At 45.3% G+C, this 20,684-nt stretch carries 17 protein-coding genes and 1 tRNA gene; 10 read left to right on the top strand and 8 right to left on the bottom strand.

What is annotated here, in order from left to right; genetic code table 11:
- The 4 genes from J4N37_RS21745 (at nucleotide 1) to J4N37_RS21730 (ending at nucleotide 3,607) form a co-directional block, all read left to right on the top strand.
- Nucleotides 1-879: an HlyD family secretion protein gene (locus tag J4N37_RS21745; RefSeq protein ID WP_252042285.1), complete on the top strand. Its 879-nt coding sequence runs from the start codon at nucleotides 1-3 to the stop codon at nucleotides 877-879.
- A 28-nt stretch (nucleotides 880-907) separates the two neighbouring features.
- Nucleotides 908-1,594, top strand: coding sequence for a potassium channel family protein (locus J4N37_RS21740; RefSeq protein ID WP_010453220.1), 687 nt, complete (start codon nucleotides 908-910; stop codon nucleotides 1,592-1,594).
- Nucleotides 1,587-2,732 carry an AI-2E family transporter gene (locus J4N37_RS21735; RefSeq protein ID WP_010453223.1) on the top strand — a complete coding sequence of 382 codons (1,146 nt, stop codon included), beginning with the start codon at nucleotides 1,587-1,589 and terminating at the stop codon, nucleotides 2,730-2,732. The genes J4N37_RS21740 and J4N37_RS21735 overlap by 8 nt, the downstream gene beginning before the upstream one ends.
- A gap of 203 nt (nucleotides 2,733-2,935) precedes the next feature.
- A complete protein-coding gene (locus J4N37_RS21730; RefSeq protein WP_010453225.1) occupies nucleotides 2,936-3,607 on the top strand; it encodes a DUF2057 domain-containing protein in 672 nt (223 codons plus the stop codon).
- Between the two features lie 49 nt (nucleotides 3,608-3,656).
- Here the strand turns inward: J4N37_RS21730 and J4N37_RS21725 are convergent, their stop codons facing one another.
- Entirely contained in the window at nucleotides 3,657-4,865 is a 1,209-nt protein-coding gene (locus J4N37_RS21725; RefSeq protein ID WP_252042282.1) for a NupC/NupG family nucleoside CNT transporter, read from the bottom strand.
- A gap of 561 nt (nucleotides 4,866-5,426) precedes the next feature.
- Here J4N37_RS21725 and J4N37_RS21720 point away from each other — a divergent pair.
- Together J4N37_RS21720 and J4N37_RS21715 are read left to right on the top strand one after the other, a co-directional pair.
- A tRNA-Leu gene (locus tag J4N37_RS21720) sits at nucleotides 5,427-5,510 on the top strand.
- 29 nt (nucleotides 5,511-5,539) lie between these two features.
- Nucleotides 5,540-6,151 (top strand): DUF2913 family protein, encoded by a 612-nt coding sequence (locus tag J4N37_RS21715; RefSeq protein WP_009703776.1) that lies wholly within the window; start codon nucleotides 5,540-5,542, stop codon nucleotides 6,149-6,151.
- Nucleotides 6,152-6,245: 94 nt separating this feature from the next.
- Here J4N37_RS21715 and J4N37_RS21710 read toward each other — a convergent pair whose 3' ends face one another.
- Both J4N37_RS21710 and J4N37_RS21705 read right to left on the bottom strand, forming a co-directional pair.
- Nucleotides 6,246-7,646, bottom strand: coding sequence for a tryptophanase (locus tag J4N37_RS21710; RefSeq protein WP_252042281.1), 1,401 nt, complete (start codon nucleotides 7,644-7,646; stop codon nucleotides 6,246-6,248).
- A gap of 296 nt (nucleotides 7,647-7,942) precedes the next feature.
- Nucleotides 7,943-9,187: an NADH:ubiquinone reductase (Na(+)-transporting) subunit B gene (locus J4N37_RS21705; protein ID WP_252042280.1), complete on the bottom strand. Its 1,245-nt coding sequence runs from the start codon at nucleotides 9,185-9,187 to the stop codon at nucleotides 7,943-7,945.
- 153 nt (nucleotides 9,188-9,340) lie between these two features.
- Here J4N37_RS21705 and J4N37_RS21700 point away from each other — a divergent pair, with 153 nt between their 5' ends.
- A complete protein-coding gene (locus tag J4N37_RS21700) occupies nucleotides 9,341-9,748 on the top strand; it encodes a cystatin (protein WP_252042279.1) in 408 nt (135 codons plus the stop codon).
- 31 nt (nucleotides 9,749-9,779) lie between these two features.
- On the opposite strand, the gene J4N37_RS21695 is transcribed toward J4N37_RS21700, so the two are convergent.
- The 5 genes from J4N37_RS21695 to J4N37_RS21675 all read right to left on the bottom strand — a co-directional run bounded on the left by J4N37_RS21695 (nucleotide 9,780) and on the right by J4N37_RS21675 (nucleotide 15,789).
- Nucleotides 9,780-10,145: a hypothetical protein gene (locus tag J4N37_RS21695; RefSeq protein WP_252042277.1), complete on the bottom strand. Its 366-nt coding sequence runs from the start codon at nucleotides 10,143-10,145 to the stop codon at nucleotides 9,780-9,782.
- A 106-nt stretch (nucleotides 10,146-10,251) separates the two neighbouring features.
- The gene (locus tag J4N37_RS21690; RefSeq protein WP_050933245.1) at nucleotides 10,252-10,947 is read right to left on the bottom strand and encodes a glycoside hydrolase family 19 protein; all 696 of its coding nucleotides are present in this window, start codon (nucleotides 10,945-10,947) and stop codon (nucleotides 10,252-10,254) included.
- A gap of 378 nt (nucleotides 10,948-11,325) precedes the next feature.
- Entirely contained in the window at nucleotides 11,326-12,558 is a 1,233-nt protein-coding gene (gene lhgD / locus J4N37_RS21685) for an L-2-hydroxyglutarate dehydrogenase (protein ID WP_104026002.1), read from the bottom strand.
- 8 nt (nucleotides 12,559-12,566) lie between these two features.
- On the bottom strand, nucleotides 12,567-14,690 hold the full coding sequence (locus J4N37_RS21680) for a TRAP transporter permease (RefSeq protein ID WP_252042276.1): 2,124 nt from the start codon (nucleotides 14,688-14,690) through the stop codon (nucleotides 12,567-12,569).
- A gap of 88 nt (nucleotides 14,691-14,778) precedes the next feature.
- Complete coding sequence (locus J4N37_RS21675; RefSeq protein WP_005374185.1) at nucleotides 14,779-15,789, bottom strand: TAXI family TRAP transporter solute-binding subunit; 1,011 nt, start codon at nucleotides 15,787-15,789, stop codon at nucleotides 14,779-14,781.
- A gap of 836 nt (nucleotides 15,790-16,625) precedes the next feature.
- On the opposite strand from J4N37_RS21675, the gene brnQ reads away from it, so the two are divergent.
- The 3 genes from brnQ to J4N37_RS21660 all read left to right on the top strand — a co-directional run bounded on the left by brnQ (nucleotide 16,626) and on the right by J4N37_RS21660 (nucleotide 20,667).
- Nucleotides 16,626-17,927 (top strand): branched-chain amino acid transport system II carrier protein, encoded by a 1,302-nt coding sequence (gene brnQ / locus J4N37_RS21670; RefSeq protein ID WP_252042275.1) that lies wholly within the window; start codon nucleotides 16,626-16,628, stop codon nucleotides 17,925-17,927.
- A gap of 399 nt (nucleotides 17,928-18,326) precedes the next feature.
- Nucleotides 18,327-19,190, top strand: a complete 864-nt coding sequence (locus J4N37_RS21665; protein ID WP_171305560.1) for a transporter substrate-binding domain-containing protein — start codon at nucleotides 18,327-18,329, stop codon at nucleotides 19,188-19,190.
- Nucleotides 19,191-19,194: 4 nt separating this feature from the next.
- A complete protein-coding gene (locus J4N37_RS21660) occupies nucleotides 19,195-20,667 on the top strand; it encodes a methyl-accepting chemotaxis protein (RefSeq protein ID WP_171305561.1) in 1,473 nt (490 codons plus the stop codon).
- Nucleotides 20,668-20,684: the final 17 nt, after the last annotated feature.

Raw genomic sequence — 20,684 nt, 5'->3', positions numbered from 1 at the left:
ATGAAAAAACTACTCGTTATTGCACTCAATCTTGTCATTCTTGGTGGCGCGGCATGGTTCGGCTATCAGAAATTCGAAGAGTATTTTAATAACCCATGGACCCGCGATGGTCAGGTACGTGCGAACGTTATCAAGGTCGCACCTCGTGTATCAGGGCCAATCGTTAATGTCACCGTCATAGATAACCAAGAAGTAAAACAAGGCGATCTGTTGTTTGAGATCGACCCAACCACTTATGAAGTTGCCCTATCACAAGCGGAAGTAGCGTTAGAAAAAGCCATCGTTAGCTCTCGCGGTAAAAAGATCGAATACGATCGTTTAAAAGACATTCGAGCTAAAGACCGCGGCGCCGTTTCTCACAAAGATCTCATTCGTCGTGAAATCACCTACGAAGAGTCCCTACTGCAAATCAAATCTGCAGAAGAGCAACTTAAGTCAGCACGACTAAATCTTAGCTACACAAAAGTTTACGCATCGGTCGATGGGTTTGTTTCTAACCTTGATATCCGCAACGGTACTCAAGCGGTAGCAAACCAACCATTAGTAGCACTTATCGATAAAAACAGCTTCTGGGTATTTGGTTTCTTCCGTGAAAACCAATTAGCTCAAATTGCTCCTGGTAACGATGCTCGGGTGACTTTGATGTCTCACCCAGATGCGCCTATCGACGCTACGGTGGACTCCATCGGTTGGGGTATCGCCCCTAAAGATGGCACAGTGGGCTACAACCTTCTTCCTAATGTAAACCCTGTATTCCAGTGGGTTCGCTTAGCGCAACGTATTCCCGTTCGCGTGTCATTGCATGAATTACCAGAAGGCGTCGACCTGCGATTTGGGCTTTCTGCTTCCATCATGGTGATGAAAGACTCATCACAATAGCAAAAATAGGAGTGAAAGAGACTGACCCATGGCTATTGGAAAAAAACTCAAAAACATCAATGAAGAAAACAACTTCTTCTATCTGACCTTAGCGCTTATCGGACTATTAATCGGTGGTGCGTTTGTGCAGGTCGTTGGAGAAGGTGCAATGGAGCATCTGTTGCAAGGTTTCACCATCATCACCTTCATCGTCTGTATGGCGAGCTTGCGCTTTGACAAAAACTGGTCGCGCTTTCTCTACACCTTGCTTGGTACCTGGGTCTTGGTGATCGTCATCAAGACCGCGCTAGGTATTAAAGAGATGGATGTCGTGATGCTAGCCCTCACCTTCGCCTTCTTCTTCGGGACATTCAAATCCATCGCAAGACAGATTCTGTTCACTGGGCACGTGAACACTAACAAAGTGATTGGCTCTGTTGCTCTATTTTTGCTGCTGGGTCTGATGTGGGCAATTGCTTACCTCATTCTTCTTGAGTTCTCCCCAAACTCATTCACAGGGATGGAAGCCATCTCTTGGGGTCAAAACTTCTCAAATGCAGCGTATTTCAGTTTCGTCACCTTAACCACGTTAGGTTATGGCGACATCAGCCCTCTAACGCCATTGGCACAAGTCGTTGTGTATTTAGAGGCTATTGTAGGCGTGTTTTATATGGCGATTGTTGTTTCAAGTCTCGTCAGTTCCAACATTGAACATCAGGTAAACAAAAATGGATAAACAATCGGAAAAAAATGAGAGTAAGATTTTCATCAGTAACATGGTGGAATCTGCTATACGAATCGGCTTGATTTTAATCTTGCTGATGTTTACGTACGACATCATCAAACCTTTCATTCTTCCTGTGATTTGGGGTGCCATCATCGCGGTAGCATTGATGCCAATCTGTAAGAAGCTGGAAAGAGTGTACGGTGGTAAACGTGGTCTGGCTGCAACGACGATTGCATTGCTGGGTATCGCACTTCTAGTGGCACCTCTAGTCATGGTTTCGGGCTCAATTGTTGATGGTGCAACCCACGCGCTAGAAGTTCTGCAAAACGGCGACATCAAAATCCCTGGTCCAAAACCTTCTGTCGCCGAATGGCCACTTATCGGTGATAAGCTTTACGAAGTATGGACGCTGTTTGCGACCAACTTAGAAAAAGCGATTCAAACCTTCATGCCGCAAATCAAGTCGGGTCTAACGTCTCTACTTGGCATGGTCGGTGGAGCTCTAGGTAGCCTGCTTCTTTCTATCATTTCACTGGCGATTGCTGCCGGCTTTATGACTTATTCAGAGTCAATTGCCTCTGGCTTGCGAACCGTCGCTGTACGTACGGCAGGTGATAACGCGAAGAGTTGGACAACGCTTATTGCCGCAACCATTAAAAGTGTTCTACTGGGCGTGGTTGGTGTTGCTGCGATTCAGGCTCTATTGATTGGTGCGGGCTTCTTTATCTTTGGCGTTCCGGCAGCAGGCCTACTCACTCTGATTCTGATGATTCTTTGTATTGCTCAGCTTCCTGCTCTGCTCGCGGTTCTACCTATCGTGGGTTACATGTACATGACTAACGACACAAGCACAGCAACGATGTTTACCGTATGGGTAGTGGTTGCAGCACTGTCTGAGAACTTGTTCAAACCAATGCTGATGGGCCGTGGTGTTGATGTACCAATGCCAGTGATTCTGCTGGGTGCAATCGGTGGTATGTTGTTCTATGGCATTGTAGGCCTGTTCTTGGGTGCGGTTATCTTAGCGATTTGGTACGAGCTATTCGTTTGGTGGTTGAGCATCGAGAAGGCACAGCAGCAAAAAGAAGACTTACTAGAAGAGAAGGAAGAGACACAAGCCGAATCAGGCCACGGCGCAGGTATCTAACCTTCATCAGTCACCTCACCACTTGAAACAAACCGCTGCCTTTGCAGCGGTTTGCGCAACTAAGCTCACAGTTTCATTGTTTGATATCCGATTAAAATGACGTTCTTGTTAAATTTTCATACTTCTTACATTCGACGGTTGCAATCAAGCATTTAACGATGCACTCTCGATGACCACAAATGACAGAGCTTAGGATAAAAACAATGAAATTGATCAAGCCTTTAACTTGCGCGCTTGCTCTTGCAATGAGCGGAATGGCATTCGCTGATGTGACAATCCATGTTCCTGACGACGTTTCAGTTTTGGCCGCTAACGGTGAAAAGGTTAAGCTTTCTGGTGGCTTCTTTGCTTCAGAGAAGAGCTTTACGCTTCCTGATGGTGTAAATCAGGTAGTATTTCGATTCTCGCCTTTCTTTAGTAAAGGCAATGATCGCGTCAGCGTTGATAGCGATGTGATCGTAACTCGTTTCGACGCAGCCGATGCGGAGCTAAGCCTACAGGTTCCTGAATACCGAGATCTTCGCCAAGCTGAAGCAAACATCAAAGACCTCGATTGGAAACTGGTTGATGCTTCTGGCAATGCAATTACCGTAGAGCAAGACAAGCTTATCAAACCAGGTATGCAGATCGGCCGCGATTACGTTCGTGAAGTTGAAGATTACAACCGAGCTGGCGGGGTTGCTGCGATTGGCGTTGCAACCGCAGCGGTAGTTCAACCTGTAACACTTCCTGCAAAAATCCCAGCAGACATGAAGCAAACAAAGCCTGCGACAATGAAAGCAGATTCAACCGCTGAAGAAATGCTGCATTTCTGGTACCAAAAAGCGGACGCAGAAACTAAAGCTCGCTTTAAAGAATACGTAAACAAACAATAGCTAATAAAAAAGCCCGCATCATAGCGGGCTTTTACATAGTGACAATCAATTATAGCGAAATAAAGATACCCGCCAAACATGCACTCATTAAGTTCGCTAACGTACCAGCTGCTACCGCTTTCAGCCCCATGTTCGCTACGTCTTTACGACGCTCTGGAGCCATCACACCGATAGAACCAAGCTGGATCGCAATAGAGCCGATGTTCGCAAAGCCACACAGTGCAAAAGTGATGATCACTTGAGTGTGCTCACTCAGCGTTGCTTTGTGCTGTACAAAGTCAATAAACGCAACAAACTCGTTCATTACAACCTTCTGACCAATGTAGGAACCAGCCGCTAGAACTTCGTGACTAGGCACACCAATTAGCCAAGCTAGAGGCGCAAATAGGTAACCAAAAATGGCTTGTAGCGTAATACCCGCAAAGCCGAACACCTCACCTAAGTTTTCTAACCCAGTGTTCACCATCGCAATCACACTCACAAATGCGATCAGCATAGTACCTACCGCAACCGCGACTTTCATACCGCCCATCGCGCCGCTTGCTAGCGCGTCGATCACGTTGCTCTCTTCAGACTTATCCAATTCGATGTTGTTGTAATCGCTTGGCGTTTGACGCTCTGGCACAATGATTTTTGCCATCAACAGGCTACCTGGAGCAGCCATGAAGCTCGCTGCGATTAGGTATTTCAGCTCTACACCTAGACCTGCGTAACCACCTAGTACACTACCTGCGACTGACGCCATACCACCAGCCATTACCGCGAACAGTTCTGAACGAGTCATGTTTTGCAAGAAAGGACGGATAAGAAGTGGCGATTCGCCTTGAGAGAGGAAGATGTTACCGGTTGCAACAAGAGATTCTGCTTTGCTGGTCCCCAAGAACTTTTGGATGGCACCACCGATAAATTGAATCACTTTTTGCATGATACCCAAGTAGTAAAGGGCAGAGATAAGAGCGCTGAAGAAGATGATGATAGGAAGAACGCGAACCGCGAAGATGAAACCAGTAGAAGCGAGGTCACCGAAGAGGAACTTGATGCCTTCATCGGCAAAACTCAATAACCCAGCGACACCATTGCTCAAACTGGCTAACGCCGCTTGTCCCCAAGGGAAGTAGAGCACCAAGGCTGCGAAACCCATTTGAAGCAGCAATGCTCGAGACACGGTTTTCCAATTGATTGAAGAACGGCTCTCTGACAGCAGGAACGCACAACCTAATAGTGCAACAATACCAAATAGACTAAATAGAACACTCATGAATCGGACCTACTGAACGTTGAAAAAGAAAGGAATGCCAAAAGCATTGGCAGAAGAAAGGGACAACGCATCGAGTGACAACGCACTCGTAGATCCAAATTGAAGGAAGAACGGATAGTTCGACATCTTATTTTTACCTTATACAAGCAATTGAACGTAGCTGGTCCGGTCCGTGGGGTCATTCACTGCTGGAGAGCTCTCGACTCTTCCTGCTCCATGTGACGGCTTGTATGGGTAAGGGTCCTGAACAACGAACCCTAATTCCCGCTTAAACGGGTCGCAAGTATAGCCAACAAAAAGAGATATTCATCACATTTATTTACGCAAACGTTCAAGCGCTCATAATTTAAGCAAAGATGCTATTTTGTGGTCATACTTGTAGGGAAAATAGGGGTATTAGGAGGGTGACGAATAGTGAAATCACCAAAAATGAACAATAAATGTCCAATCGAACACCAAAGACCAAAAATGAGCAATTTTGCTCTCGCCAATCTATGGATTTTGGATATACAATTTGGCACGCTTCATTTCGAAGCCTCTGTGTATTCAGAGCATCATGATGCCGAGATGGTGAAATTGGTAGACACGCTAGCATGAGGTGCTAGTGCCTTAGGTGTGAGGGTTCGAGTCCCTCTCTCGGCACCATTCCTTTCTTTCAAAGAATTTAGAGTGTAATGCAAAGTTCTAAACAGGCAAAACAGTCCGCTGACGCTAATCAATTACTTAGCGAGCTTGCGGTGCACGCCTTATTACACCTGCACTTCAAAATCCACGCATCATCGCGAATTCTTCCTCTTAAAGAACGTAACGACCTACTGCAAAAATGGCTTAAGCCTAAGCTCAAAAGTAATCGCTACAAACTGATTAAAAAGCCATTAAAGTCTCTGACTCAACAAGCAAAAGGGGAAAATGGCAATCTAGAAGCTTTACTTGAACGTTGTGTAGGTGCCGATAAACCTAGTAACCCACAACCTCACCTCGATAGCTACCTACTGCTGATCAACGAAGTCGAAAAGAAATTAGGTACGACGGTTCTGCTTTCTCGTCCTGAAGATGTCGATTTATCCCACGACCAACATGGTTGTTTGCTATGTGTTCTGTCTGATAACTTAAACCAACACTTCGACGATAATAACGCCTTAATCGCACCTATTTCGATGCTTTTCCGTGGACCTATGAGTCAACGCTCTCTGTTCCTTGGTAGTATTTATGCCAGCAACACCTTCAATTACGAAGTGTTGTACCAAGACGAGCAGTTTGTGCGAATCACGCTAGATTTAGCGTAACTCGACACTCAGATGAATTGAAAAAAGCCGCGAAGTTCGCGGCTTTTTGCTTAATTAACGCTATCAATGTCTGGATTATCGACCCTCAGAGCTATCAATCCAGTTCGCGGAAACGAGCCGTGAAGTGGCGAAGTACTGGTGGTTCGTATTCAAACGTCAATCCTTTTAGTTCATCAGCACGATTCTTCAACTCGATGATCGCATCGGCGATGTAATCCATGTGATCGTTGGTGTAGACACGACGTGGAATGGTCAAACGCATCAACTCAAGTTCTGAAGCTTTTTGTTTACCCGTTTCCGGATCTCGACCAAGCAACAGTGAGCCAATCTCTACCGCACGAATGCCTGCCTCTAAATACAAGGCATTACACAGTACCTGTGCAGGGAATTGATCCGCGGGGATATGCGGTAAGATCTTCGCCGCATCAACGAAGACAGCATGACCACCTGTTGGGTATTGAATTGGAATACCCCCTTCGCGTAGACGTTCACCCAAATATTGTACTTGGCTAATACGGTAGTGAAGATAGTCTTCATCCGCACCTTCATACAACCCGCGAGCCAAGGCTTCCATATCACGACCTGCCATACCACCGTAAGTGACAAAGCCTTCCATCGGTACACATCGTGTTTGAACCGCTTGGAAAAGCTCTTGATGATCGCGAATACAACACATACCACCAATATTCACCATCGGATCTTTCTTCGCAGACATGGTGAGCATGTCACCATATTGGTACATCTCACGAATGATTTCGAGGATCGACTTGTTCTCATAACCCGCTTCACGCTGCTTGATAAAGTAAGCGTTCTCACAGTAACGAGCCGAATCAATCACCACAGGAATGTCGTACTTGGTTGCGATCTCGTACACGCTGCGCATGTTTTCCATCGACACTGGCTGACCGCCTGAACTATTACACGTGACCGTTGTGATGATTGCACAGATGTTTTGAGAACCATGTTCTTCAATCGTTGCTACCAGCTTATTAAGGTCAAAGTTACCCTTCCAGTCATATGGCGTTGTGGTATCGAACGCTTCTTCCGTTACCACGTTAATCGCTTTACCGCCATTGAGTTCAATGTGGCCCGCTGTGGTATCGAAGTGGTAATTCGAGATAAACACGGGCGTTTCACCACCACGCACCTGACGCATGCGCTCAATCAAAGCAGGGAATAAGATTTGCTCCGCCCCACGGCCTTGGTGCGCAGGTACTGTCAGCTTGTAACCAAAGAAATGCTCTACGGCATCACACAAGTTGTAGTAGTTGCGACTGCCAGCATAGGACTCATCACCCATCATGATGCCTGCCCACTGATTGTCACTCATAGCACCAGTGCCAGAGTCGGTCAGCAGATCGATATAAACATCATCACTACGAAGAAGAAATGGGTTAAAGCCCGCTTGCTTGAGGGCAACTTCTCGGTCAGCCAAGGTCGTCATTTTGATTGGCTCAACCATTTTGATACGGAACGGTTCTGGGATACGTTTCATTGTTAATTTCCTTATACGCACGACCCTACGCACTTAAGCGTAAGATTAAAAACAAACTGATAAATTGCTTTTCAATGCGGAAGCATTGAGGAAATTAACGTGCAGAGATTTTGCTAAGAAGAGACAAGCAGTAGTCTAGGTTGTACCAGAACGACAGCACCAAACGGCTATCGAGAATATCCTTAATTCTCATCGTCTTCGTCCTCCTGATAAAAAGAAAAGCCAGAAACCCCATGTCTCTGACCTTTTCAATATAGTGCAGTTTTCAATCAAATTTCAGTGAAGCTTACCTCATTTTACGAAGGTCTTGCCCTTTTCATTCTGCGTTTGATGTTGTTCTCTTTGACCATGTAGTCGAACAGCGGTGCGAATAAGTTGGCAAACAGAATCGCTAACATGATGCCTTCCGGATAAGCCGGGTTAAGCACTCGGATAAATATCGTCATCACGCCAATCAAAATACCGTAAGCCCATTTACCGCCATTTGTGAAGGCAGCCGATACTGGGTCTGTCGCCATAAAGAAGGTACCAAACGCAACACCACCAATCACAAAGTGCCAGTAAAACGGCATAGAGAACATAGGATTGGTATTCGAGCCAATCGCATTAAGCAGTAGCGACGTCACAGCTAAGCCAACAAAGACACCCGCAACGATTCGCCACGAAGCGATCTTCATAAAGATCAGCACCAGACCTGTTAGCGCGATCAGTAAGGTGGATACTTCCCCCATCGAACCGGGCAGATTGCCAACAAACGCGTCCATCAATGAGATAGGCTGCCCCGTCATGTTGTTAGTCAAGGCACTCTGACCACCTTCATACCATTGGCTCAGCGGTGTCGCGCCGGAGTAACCATCTGCCGCAACCCAAACCGCACCGCCAGACATGTTAGCGGGATAAGCGAAGTACAAGAAGGCTCGCCCTGCTAGTGCCGGGTTTAAGAAGTTTCGCCCCGTGCCACCGAAGATTTCTTTCGCTACCACGATACCAAAAGTGATACCTAAGGCGGCTTGCCACAGTGGAATGGTTGGCGGCAGAATCAATGAGAACAGAATGGAGCTCACGAAGAAGCCTTCATTCACTTCATGTTTGCGGACGATAGCAAACAGAACCTCCCAAAAACCACCGACGATGAACACCGTCGCGTAGACAGGCAGAAAATAGGTCGCGCCAACAAGCATTTTGCTTGCCCAACCTGCTTGGCTCGCGGCTTCTACCGAACCCCAAAGCCAGCTTAGCCCCCAAGAGGCATCAATAGCTCGCTGCGCTGCCGCCTGGTCAAGGCCATAGAGCAAAGCGTCACTGGATTGCTGACCAATGTTGTACATACCCCAAAACATCGCAGGAAATACGGCTAGCCACACCATAATCATGATGCGCTTTAAATCGATACTGTCTCGAACGTGTGTAGTGCCATGATTCACTTTACCCGGCGTATAAAAAAGGGTTTCAACAGCTTCAAAGAGTGGGTAGAACTTGTGGTACTGGCCTCCTGGTTCAAACTTTGGTGAGACCTTTTCAAAATAATGCTTCAGACTCATAACGTCTCCTCCTCTAAACAGTGTTACGAGTGCTACTCAAAAGCGATCGTTTTTTACCCTTTCACTCTTCTGTTCCGTATCTATATCCTGTGATTATGTAAACCGTGAAAGTCGTGCTTATACTCAATCAATAACAAAACAACGGAGTGAATTATGAAGTTAAGGATGATGTGGACAACCATTGTGGCTATTACCGCGCTTCCATTTGCTAACATTGCACTGGCAGTCGACAAACAAATGTCACCAGCTTTGAAAAAGAAAATGCAAGCGATATGCGATGCGCAAGGTGACGTCCCGGGAGGTTGGCAAGTGGCGAAAGTCACCCCAGATGCTGAGCGCTCTCTCAGTATGATTCTGCATCAAATGAATGCGACGGATAAGCTAAAACAAATCAATGATGTGAGAACCCAAGTTGTCGGCGGTATACACTATGCGATGGAGTTTGAACTCAAAGACGGGCAAGTGTGGAATGCGATTGTTTTGCACAGTGCCCGAGGCGATTACATGATTGAAAGACACGCCAAGAAAGGCGAACTTTGCCCTAAAGGTGGACAGTCCTAACGGCTCTTCCAAATACAGCAAAGGCGACAGTTTAGTCGCCTTTGTTCTTTTCTGGTTTAGCAACGGCTTCAAACGCTTGTGTAAACTGATAACTCATAATCTGAGGTCGAATCAAATCGCATGCTAAATCAGAAGCATCATGCTTGGTAATTGGTAAATGTTCCGATAGAACCTCTTTGGACTCTTTATCAACCGTTTGAAAAGATTCAACAATTCTTAGAGGAACGTGAAACTGATGATCTCTCACGAGAAAGAAATAGTATTGGAGATGTTCGCCATACGTCGCTGCGTTGTTAATCTCGCTACCAATTTTCACCGCTTCAACACGGCGGCCTTCACAATCAAATTTAAACACATTGGTAATTTCTGCTTCCATAGAGCCTGGCACGTAGACCATATAATCTGACTCCAACTCGTGACCTGATAACAGATATGCATCATTAAAACTCAAGATTTGAAAACTTAAAGATGGAGTAGGTACCAACAACATCGTCAAAAAAAAACTACCTAAAAATATCTTTGAATGTACCTTTTTTATACAGCCTTTCAAAAATCTCATGTCGTTGTCCATATGAATCTGTATTTTTATTAACTACCGCTGTAATACTATCCGTGACAGTACGAGAGGCTCCTTTATCAGCTTTCAAATATAACTTGTTATTTAACCAAAAAATCATCGCAGTCCTTACTGCATATTTTGGTTTAGCCACAAGGTTTGGGGAGGAAACAAAACTCACATCTTCATCCCAGATGTTGGCATGCACTCCCTCTATTGCAGCATAATTCCCCTTACCTGTAAGCTGTATCATTCCTCTACCGCGGTACTTCCAGCCATCACCAGTGCTTTCACTTCCATTCCCTATTCTCATAGCATACGCATTGTTTGCTATTGCTTGTTGATTGGCTTTTTGATTGATTGCGGCGTTTCTTCCATGTTTTTCTGCTAGCTCTGGATTTTTACGATAGGTTTTGAATGTATTTTTTAACCCCTGAACTGAATAATTGAAATTCTCTTCAAGCGTGATATAAGGACCTACCTCTTTTACCAATTGAGCAATGAAGTGCGATATTCGTAATTCGCTATCTAACTTACACTCAACTAGCTTTGATGAAAGTTCTTCGCTTATAACTAGTAAATATTCATCTGAAACTCTCGCTTCATTCTTCCAAACTTTCCTAAGATGTTGCTTCGTAATCATAACTCCTCCAATAAATACAAATTTAAATAGAAAGAGCTAGAAAACATCTTAAAAATGTAAGTTAAACGCTGCCATACGTCACCTTTAAATCGCTTTATACATATAAATTACGTTATCTTGCGATACAATCCACACTCGAAGAATAGCGCACGATATCAACAAACTCCTGTCGCCATGCAGGGTCATGTTTAACGACGTCTACTTTATGATTGGCTAAACCTAATTTCATCCATCCCTCTCCTGATAAACCCGAGTATCATAAAAAGGAAGTTACCCAACCACCAAAGTAAAAGCCAAACTTCCGGCACACCCGACACTAATAACCCAACAAAAAGAGTAATAATTTTTCTGGTGTACTTCTAGTTTGGCTTTTTACTGTTAAACCGTCTCGGTTTTCGCTTCTATCTTCTCATTCACTTTATCGCAAATGTATTCCCCAATCGGTATTGCAGATGTCGCTGCAGGAGAGGGGGCGTTGCAAACGTGTAAGCTTCTTGCGCTCTCGGCAAACAAGAAGTCATGAACCAAGGTTCCGTCGGATAACACTGCTTGCGCACGAATACCCGCAGGATATGGTTTGAGATCGTCGACTTTGATGCTTGGGCAATATTTGTTGACCAACTTGAGGTAGCCCGGCTTCCACCACGAGTTCTTAAACTCATCCAATCCGGTTTTTAGATGCTTTTGTGTCACCTTCCAAAAGCCGGAGAAACTGAGCATTTGCATGGTATCTTGCAAGCTGAAGTTAACCTTGTCGTACCCTTCTCGCTTCCAGCCTTGCACGGCATTTGGACCTACGGTCACACTGCCATCAATCATGCGGGTCAGGTGGACGCCCAAGAATGGCAAATCGGGGTCTGGAATTGGATAAATGAGATGATTCACCACTTGGTCGTGTTTGCTATCTAAACGGTAGTATTCACCACGATAAGGAATGATTTGGAAATCGGTCGGAATAGACATCATCTTAGTCATGCGATCCGCCATCAAGCCGCTGCAAGTGACCAAGAATTTGGCATTGAGCTGCATGGTTTGACCGTCTGAAGTGCAGGTCAGTTGGACTTCTTCGTCCTTCTCTTCGGCAGCCACAACTTTGGTTCTCAAACTGATTTGACCGCCGAGCTTTTTGAACTCTTCCGCCATCTGCTCAGTGACCAAACGATAATCGACAATACTGGTGGTTTTGACATAAATCGCGCCCAATCCCGTGATGTTTGGCTCAGCCAGTTTAAGTTGAACTTCATCGAGTAGCTTTACGTCGATGCCGTTGACATGGCAGCGCTCATAGAGGGCATTCATGCGTTCGACTTCTTGCTCATTGGTCGCAACCAGTAACTTGCCACAGTTCTCCACCGGAATATCGTGCTGAGCACAGAACGAAATGGTTCGCTCTACCCCACGCTTACAAAAGTCGGCTTTTAGGCTGCCCGGTGCGTAGTACACTCCAGCATGAATCACGCCGCTATTGTGTCCGGTTTGGTGCTTCGCAAAACCGGACTCTTTCTCAACCAATAAAATGGACTTGTCTGGGTGGCGTTGCTGCAGTTGCCATGCTGTCGACACACCAACGATACCGCCACCAACAATGATGTAGTCATAGACTGATTTCATACGACCTCTTATAAAACCGATAGTTGAGATTGTTGCAATTTGAACTTGCGACCACTGTAAATGAACACCGCGACAAATACCGCGCAGCTTGCCACACGAACCAACATTGGGATGTCGTGCCAAACCAGCAATGTACCCACCACTACCAACAAGAGACGCGTCAGAATGTTTAGAGGACCTTCCAAGTAGCCTTCAATCGCACCAATCAATGCATAGGTACCGATGATGGCAAAGAAGCCTGCAGTAATCACTGACGTCACATCCCAACTGACTAAGCCTGTGTAAGCAATCAACAACGGCACAAGATACAAACCTTTGGCAATTTTCCACGCCATCAGACCGGTACGCATCGGTGGTGTTTTGGCGATGGTTGCCGCCGCAAATGCAGTCAAACACACTGGTGGCGTGACGTTACTGTCTTGCGATAACCAGAAGATGATGAGGTGTGCAGCCAGCAATGCCAAACCTACCGCTTCCATACCCAGACTTTGCTCTAATAGGGTTTCCATAAAGTCCGCAGGTACTAGCGCCACCATTTCTTTCGCCGTTTCCAACGCCATTGGTGCATTAAGCAGTTCCAGCTTTTCTGGCGCCGCCAACATAAAGATGGCTTTTGCTTGTTCAGGCAATTGACCTGACACCATCAATTCAAGCAATTGATTTTCCGCAATCAATTTGTAAAGCGCAGGGGCAGACAGTGTACCCAATACAATATACGCCGCTGTCACAGGTAAACCCATACCCAAAACAAGAGAAGCGAGCGCAATCAGAACGATCATGATGAACAAGTCACCATTTGCCCAACCGTCAATCATCAATGAGAACGTGTTGCCGATGCCCGTTGTGCTGATCACGTTGATCACCAAACCAATACCCACCAGCAATACGGCGGTTGTCGCCATGTTTTTCGCACCTTGTGAAAGTGCTTCGATGATCGCTTTTGGTCCCATCTTGTGATCTTTCGAGAACCAAGAAGCCACCACCACAGAAATGATCGACAAGCCCGCAGCATAAGTTGGCGTAAAGCCTTGAACCAACAAAGTAACCAATACCGCCAGCGGGATAAGGTTGTGCCAACCGCTGATCAACACTTTTAATAGAGATTCATCGCTGGTCGTGATTTTTTGAACGCCGCTGCGTTTGGCTTCGATACGCACAAAGAACGCCACAGACAAGAAATAGATAAGAGCAGGAATAAAAGACACTGCGATGATATCGACGTAAGGAATTTGCGTGTAAGACGCCATGATGAAAGCACCCGCCCCCATCACTGGTGGCATCAACTGACCACCTGTCGACGCTGCAGCTTCAACCCCCGCCGCAAAGCGCGAAGGAAAACCTGCTTTTTGCATTAAAGGAATACTGATAACACCGGTGGAAACCGTATTTGCCACACTAGAGCCAGATACTGAGCCCATCAAACCGGAGCCAATCACCGCAATAAAACCCGGACCACCAATGATTTTGCCAGCCGCAGCACGTGCCACATTGATGATGTAATCACCGACACCAGAGCGAACGAGAAACGCACCAAACAGAATGAACATGAATACGAAAGTCCAACTGATGCGCGAGATAGAGCCAAACATGCCCTCAGAAGAATAAAAGCTACGGTAGAGCAAAGTTTCCATGCTCAAACCCGGGAAATGGAAAATACCTGTCGCCCACTTACCCCAAAGCACAACGTAGCTTAAACACACCACAATCAGCACTGGAATAAACCAGCCCATGGTGCGTCGGATCAGCTCAATCACAATCAGAATTGCCATGATGGCGAAGACCCAATCGCTGGTCACGAACTTAACACCACGTTCATACAGCGCATCTTCGGCATAGGGAATATAGAGTAAACATGCGACCGCGCCCATGGCAATTAACACATCGATACCGAGTGCAATCTTACTCTGCTTGAGAGAGATATGAGCCGGATACCAAAGCGCACAAATCACCGCAAAGCCAGCAAAGTGGGTCGCGGAAATCCATAACTCTGGTAACGTCGATAAGGTATTAAACCAAATGTGCAAAGCAGACAACACCACGCCAAACACTGTGATTGTGGTGGTTACCCACGGAAAATCAGTGCGCGTGGGCAGCTCAAACTTCTGCAATTCCTTTTCTATTGAGTCGCTCATCTCATACTCCAAGCTCTGGCGGCTTTTTCCATCTTAGAAATCGGTAGGGATAAAATGCCCCGAGCCAAAACTCGGGGCCAAGTTGGCGTTATTTCGCCATTAAGTCTGATGGGATTTCGATGCCCATTTCTTTGTAGTAACGCGCCGCACCTGGGTGAAGAGGCACTGGCAAACCAGCAATCGCTTTCTCAATCGCCATTGCTTTGGTTGCTTTGTGGATACCTTGTAGGAAAGGCAGGTTCTCGTAGATCGCTTTGGTTAGCTGGTAAACGTCTTCTTCCGAGATATCTTCACGAACTGCCAAGAAGTTTGGCTGTGCAATGGTGGTGATCGGCTTATCTAGACCCGGGTACGTGTTCGCTGGGATCTCGTACTTCGTCCATAGGTTGTAATTGCCATTCGCCTCTTTAATCTGCTCATCGGTAAACGAAAGAATCGAAATATCTTTGCCTAGCGCAGCAAAAGCTTGGGTTACTGCACCAACTGGCACACCCGCAGGCGTGTTCATGCCGTCAATGGTACCGTTTTGAAGTGCGCTCGCACTGCCGCCGTAGCCCATGTAAGCAAGATTGAATTTATCAGGGTCTACCTTCAGACCTTTCATGATTTGGCGACCCGAGTTCTCAGTACCAGAGTTCTTCTTACCGATAGAGAACTTTTTACCGTCTAGGTTGTTCAGATCTGTCACCGTGCCAGTTTTTGCTAAGTCAGAGCGAACAATAAAGTGCTCAACGTTTTGCCACAGCATAGAGACTGAACGCAGCTGCTCTTGGCGACCGCTCTTCTCATAAGGACCTTCACCAGACCAAGCCCACGCACCATAAAGACCTTGTAGAATCGCGAACTGTGCTTCGTTTTCGTTCAGCAGTTTGACGTTTTCACCAGAGCCCGCAGAGCTGATTGCAGAAAGGGAGAAGTGGTGCTTTGGTGCCAATTTCACTTTGCTTAACGTCGCCAACGCTACGCCCACAGGGTAGTAAGTACCACCTGTCGATGCCGTTGCAAGAATGTAACTACGATCTTCTGCCGCAGCGTTAGCAGCAATACCAAAAGAAGTCACAGCGACAGCCAAAGCTTTTACCAGCTTATTCATTTTCATTATTACTCTCCGTGTAGTCGTTTCACGATTGGGGATTTACATCATGTTAAATCTTTATTAACAATAAATTCCCTAGAGCAATTGAAATGCCAACTTTTAAGTCATTGTATTTGTTGACCTAAGCACAGAAATACATCAAAAATGAGCAAAATTCTGCTGATTTGATAGCAAAGCAATGAGCAAGATCTTGCTTATTCAAGAGAAGAAGGTTGCACGCCTAGATCGCAAAAGGTTAATAAAATGTGATCAAGACAAAATAAATGCACGATTCGCTAATAAGCAATATTTTGCCGATGCAATTTTGGATTGAACTGCAACTAATGAGCGTCTTAACAATAAGAATAAAAAGCGCATCATTCTAAACTGCTCACTTTATCAGCGGAGGCTTATAGCCTAAACGACTACAAATAGCACAAAAATACAGCAAAACAAGCCATGTTAACGAAATGAAAAGTCATTTATTCTAATTTTGAACTTAAAAACCAGTTCGATCCACCAGTTCAGAAACAAACATTGACCGTATCAACTTATTTTCTACTTCGGGGTTGTGCCAATAGCCTCATGTTCGTTAGGGTAACTACACGCCAAGGCAAACGTATTCCTTGGTATTTTTTCGTCATTAAGGATCACTCATGTCAGCAACTGCGCAACTACAATTCGCTTTAAAACGCCCATCTGGCGTTGCTGCTGCGATCCTCCTGCTCTCTCTGGAACTGATTCAGAGCTGACAGGCTATACCTTAACTTTCTGTCAGCTTGAGAAGAAGCTGACGGGAACACCACATACTCCTCCCATTCCTTTCAGTTTCTTCCAAGCGAAACATAAGAGGAATAACAATGTTAAGCGCACGCAATATCGCCGCTTTGGGCTTCATGACTTTCGCCATGTACTTAGGCGCGGGTAACCTGATCTTCCCTCCATTTTTGGGTTACCAAGCAGGTGAAAACTTTCTGAGCGGGATGTCTGGCTTCCTCTTAACGGGCGTAGGTCTGCCTGCAATGGCACTGGTGATGGTGGCTATCGTAAACGGTTCAGACAAATTAACCGCTGCCCTACCTAAACCTTTGGCGACCAGTTTTTGGGTAATGGTATTTATCGTGATTGGTCCTGCATTCGTAATACCACGTGCGATTACCGTCGCTTACCAATTTAGCTTTGCACCAATGTTTGGTGATGCCGCTTTGGTGCCTTTCACAATTGCTTTCTGTGTTATCACTATCCTGTTTGCGCTATACCCGGGCAAATTGGTCGACAACCTAGGCAAAATCTTAACCCCTGCATTGATGGCTATTTTAGTGATCATGTCTGTAACCGCTCTGGTTTACCCAGCCGGCGAGCTTACTACTGCAACGGGACCATATGTATCTGGCGCATTTGCTGAAGGCTTGACCCAAGGCTACATGACCATGGATGCGCTAGGTTCTATCGGTTTTGGTTGGATCATCTTCCGCGCGATTCGCAGCATGGGTGTGGATTGCCCGAAAACCACCGCAAAATACACGCTAATTGCAGCTTTGATGTACGCTGTTGCCATGGCATTTGTTTACATCTCATTGGCTTACATTGGCTCGACAAGCTCATACTTGGGTTCTGAGTTCAGCAATGGTGGCGACATTTTAACGGCATTCACCTTCAGCCACTTCGGCGCATTTGGTTCACTATTACTAGGTGCCGTGATGGTATTGGCGTGTTTGACTACTGCTATCGGCGTAACCACAGCAGGCAGTGAGTTCTACGACAACACTTTCAGCAAAGTGAACTACAAAGGCTGCGTTATCACGACCATGGTATTGGCTGGTTTGATCGCCAACGTAGGTCTGGAGCAACTATTGGCTATCACATTACCAGCGGTTGTGGCGCTTCACCCAGTAGCGATTGCGTTGATGATCATGGCACCTGTGCGCAACATGATGTCGCAAATCATGGTCGTTGCGACGGCTTTCACTGCTCTAGCGTTTGGTTGTGTTGATGCGTTGCACATCCTAGGTTACATGCCAGAAGCCACAAACCAATGGTTAGACAGCAACATGCCACTGTACCACTACTTTGCAAGCTGGATTGTTCCGACGATTGCGATGGTTTTCTTGAGTGTATCTGCTAAGAGTACTCACTCTAAGACTGCGTTTGCGACAGACTAAAAACAAAATTAATCCCTACCCTGCTCGTTCCAAGCCACTTTAAGTGGCTTGGATGCATGAAAAATACGTGCATCTGTTACCGATATAAATAACATTGAAGGAGTTCAACAATCGATAACGATGTTTTTTAGTGCCACACAGATACAATTTAGGATAATAAGCACACTCTGAAAAAGGAAAGTTTAAATCCATGCTCTGTTGAAACTAACTACTTCAACAGCCAAACTTGAATTTACATAAATATACAATTCCATAATGAGTAGCCACCACTTGCTCAATTTATAGGGCTATCAACACGTCTAGTGATCATGTTCACATATCAATCAAATTAAAATACAGAACATAGTGCCGTTTAAAGTAATATCGCCGTAATATTTTATGCTCCAAGGGGGAGGAGTAATGAAGAAAGCAACTATAGTTGCGGCAATAATGGCTGGTATTACATCAGCGTCTATACACGCTGAGTCGTTAAAAGTTGCAGGGAAACCAGACGATAAAAAGCTACATTTGACTCTAATTCAAGAAGTTGTAAAGCGCTCAAATCGCTTTGATAGCATCGAGTTTATTTACGCAAAGACTGGTGAACCAGCAGGTTCTCGTATCATGGCAGACCTAGAGAACGGAAAGCTAGATATCATGTGGACCGCCACAAGTACTGATATGGAGCAGCGCTTCACACCTATCTACTTTCCAATATATCGTGGAATGTTAGGCATGCGTATCGGGCTCATCCACGAAAAAGACCACCAACTGTTAGCAACGGTACGTAACAAAGCCGATCTTCAAAAATACACAGTCTGTTCAGGAAAAACATGGCCTGACACGTTCATTATTGATGCCAACGACATCAAAACCGCGAAGTCATTAAAATACCCAAATATATTTGAAATGATGCTCGCTGGAAACCGTTGCCATTTCTTCGCCCGTGGGGTAATGGAGCCATTTGCAGAAGTGGAATCTCAACCTGAATTGCCACTCGCAGTAGACAGCCATCTGATGTTGCGTTACCGCATGCCTTATATGCTATTTGTACAAAAAGGTAATGAAGAGCTTCAAGAACACATTTTCACAATTATCGATGAGATCTTTGCCGATGGTACTTATGAGCAAATGTTCTTTGCAGATCGCGAAGTCAAAATGGCACTTTCTTTAGCAAAACTGGAACAACGCACAATCATCGATCTTGAAAACCCATATTTGACAGAAGAGACAAAGTCGATGCCACAAGAGTACTTCTTTGATCCATTAGCAAAACGAGATTAGACACATGAATAAACTCACCCAAAAAATGATACTGATGGTCTCTGCAGTCATGATTGTCGTTGCTGCTGTGGCTTTACCCGCTCAATACTTAATCAGTAAAAACGCTGTAGAAACCGAAGCTGCCCAAAATGCTGTCGAAGTAACTACAGAACTCGAAGTCATTCTGCAAGAGCCCGTTTACGTATATGACAAGCCTCTAATACAAAACATCATCGATGCTTATGCACAGAAAAACTCTATTGCTTCTATTTTAGTATCAGACCAAAACGGAAAGCCTCTGGCTGAAGTACAATCACTTCCTATAGAAAGTACATCAAATGTAAAAATTACTTGGGACAACTTACCTGTAGGAAACGTGACGATCGGATTTAATCAAGAAACAGCTCGTGAAAAACTCTCTGACGCTATGGCAATTTCTTCCTTAATTATGTTTTTGGTTTTCGTGATCAACTTAGTACTCATTTCCCTTGTTCTAGACCGTAAAGTGGTGACACCAATTAAACAAATGTCAGAGAGCATGAATGATATTGCCGCTGGCGGTGGGGATTTGACATCGCGAGTGGTAGAGCAAGGCAATGATGAAGTAACAGAGCTTGCTTCCGCATTCAATAAGTTCGTCGCAACTGTTCAAAGTATTATCGTAGATACTGCAAAAACTACAGAACAGTTAACTAGAAATGGGCATGCTATTGCACAACTGCGAGATGAAATGAACATACAAACAACACAGCAGTCCTCCCTTACCCATGAAAGTTTGAGCAAAATAGAACAGTTCAACCTTGCGACGAAGGAAATCGCGGCTCATACAGAGAACACATTGCACCAATCAAACGATGCATTGCAGCTAAGCCATCGCAGCGGCGAAACGATTAAAGTAAACGCCCACAACATCGATGAACTGGTTTCAAGTTTAGAGAGTGCTGCCGATTGCGCAAACTCTTTAAAATTGAGCAGTGATGACATAGGCCGAGTTATTGAGGTTATTAAAGCTATTGCCGAACAAACTAATTTACTCGCGCTCAACGCAGCAATTGAGGCGGCACGCGCGGGTGAAAGTGGCCGCGGTTTTGCTGTAGTAGCAGACGAAGTCCGTGCTCTTGCATCAAAAACTCATGACTCAACCAACGAAATTGAGAGCATCATCGAGCGTTTACAAATTGAATCTTCAGCATCTTTTAATGCAACACAGAAATCAAAGCAGCTTATTGAGCGCACTAAAGAAAGCTCTGATGAAATTCAACAAGCACTTACCAGTATCATCAGCTCTGTGTCATCTATCAATGAAATGGTTGACTCAGTTGCTTCAGCCTGTGAGGAACAGTCGAACGTTAGCTCAACCGTTGCAGATGATATGAACCTACTAGACTCTAGCGCAGGCCAAATGCAAACTGTAAATGGTAATCTGCAGTCTCTCGCAGAAGATATTCTGGGTCAAACCCAAGAACTCTCTGGGCAGATTGCTCGCTTTAAGTACTAACCTAAAACGGCTTCCTC

Source organism: Vibrio sp. SCSIO 43153, assembly GCF_023716625.1.
In the GTDB taxonomy this organism is placed as follows: domain Bacteria; phylum Pseudomonadota; class Gammaproteobacteria; order Enterobacterales; family Vibrionaceae; genus Vibrio; species Vibrio rotiferianus.
The sequence above is the reverse complement of the archived record's forward strand: the minus strand, read 5'-3'. Positions and strand labels throughout refer to the sequence as shown.

Coding starts and splice junctions, on each gene's coding strand:
- J4N37_RS21745 (WP_252042285.1), top strand. CDS start 1: ATGAAAAAACTACTCGTTATTGCACTCAATCTTGTCATTCTTGGTGGC.
- J4N37_RS21740 (WP_010453220.1), top strand. CDS start 908: ATGGCTATTGGAAAAAAACTCAAAAACATCAATGAAGAAAACAACTTC.
- J4N37_RS21735 (WP_010453223.1), top strand. CDS start 1,587: ATGGATAAACAATCGGAAAAAAATGAGAGTAAGATTTTCATCAGTAAC.
- J4N37_RS21730 (WP_010453225.1), top strand. CDS start 2,936: ATGAAATTGATCAAGCCTTTAACTTGCGCGCTTGCTCTTGCAATGAGC.
- J4N37_RS21725 (WP_252042282.1), bottom strand. CDS start 4,865: ATGAGTGTTCTATTTAGTCTATTTGGTATTGTTGCACTATTAGGTTGT.
- J4N37_RS21715 (WP_009703776.1), top strand. CDS start 5,540: ATGCAAAGTTCTAAACAGGCAAAACAGTCCGCTGACGCTAATCAATTA.
- J4N37_RS21710 (WP_252042281.1), bottom strand. CDS start 7,646: ATGAAACGTATCCCAGAACCGTTCCGTATCAAAATGGTTGAGCCAATC.
- J4N37_RS21705 (WP_252042280.1), bottom strand. CDS start 9,187: ATGAGTCTGAAGCATTATTTTGAAAAGGTCTCACCAAAGTTTGAACCA.
- J4N37_RS21700 (WP_252042279.1), top strand. CDS start 9,341: ATGAAGTTAAGGATGATGTGGACAACCATTGTGGCTATTACCGCGCTT.
- J4N37_RS21695 (WP_252042277.1), bottom strand. CDS start 10,145: ATGGTCTACGTGCCAGGCTCTATGGAAGCAGAAATTACCAATGTGTTT.
- J4N37_RS21690 (WP_050933245.1), bottom strand. CDS start 10,947: ATGATTACGAAGCAACATCTTAGGAAAGTTTGGAAGAATGAAGCGAGA.
- lhgD (WP_104026002.1), bottom strand. CDS start 12,558: ATGAAATCAGTCTATGACTACATCATTGTTGGTGGCGGTATCGTTGGT.
- J4N37_RS21680 (WP_252042276.1), bottom strand. CDS start 14,690: ATGAGCGACTCAATAGAAAAGGAATTGCAGAAGTTTGAGCTGCCCACG.
- J4N37_RS21675 (WP_005374185.1), bottom strand. CDS start 15,789: ATGAAAATGAATAAGCTGGTAAAAGCTTTGGCTGTCGCTGTGACTTCT.
- brnQ (WP_252042275.1), top strand. CDS start 16,626: ATGTTAAGCGCACGCAATATCGCCGCTTTGGGCTTCATGACTTTCGCC.
- J4N37_RS21665 (WP_171305560.1), top strand. CDS start 18,327: ATGAAGAAAGCAACTATAGTTGCGGCAATAATGGCTGGTATTACATCA.
- J4N37_RS21660 (WP_171305561.1), top strand. CDS start 19,195: ATGAATAAACTCACCCAAAAAATGATACTGATGGTCTCTGCAGTCATG.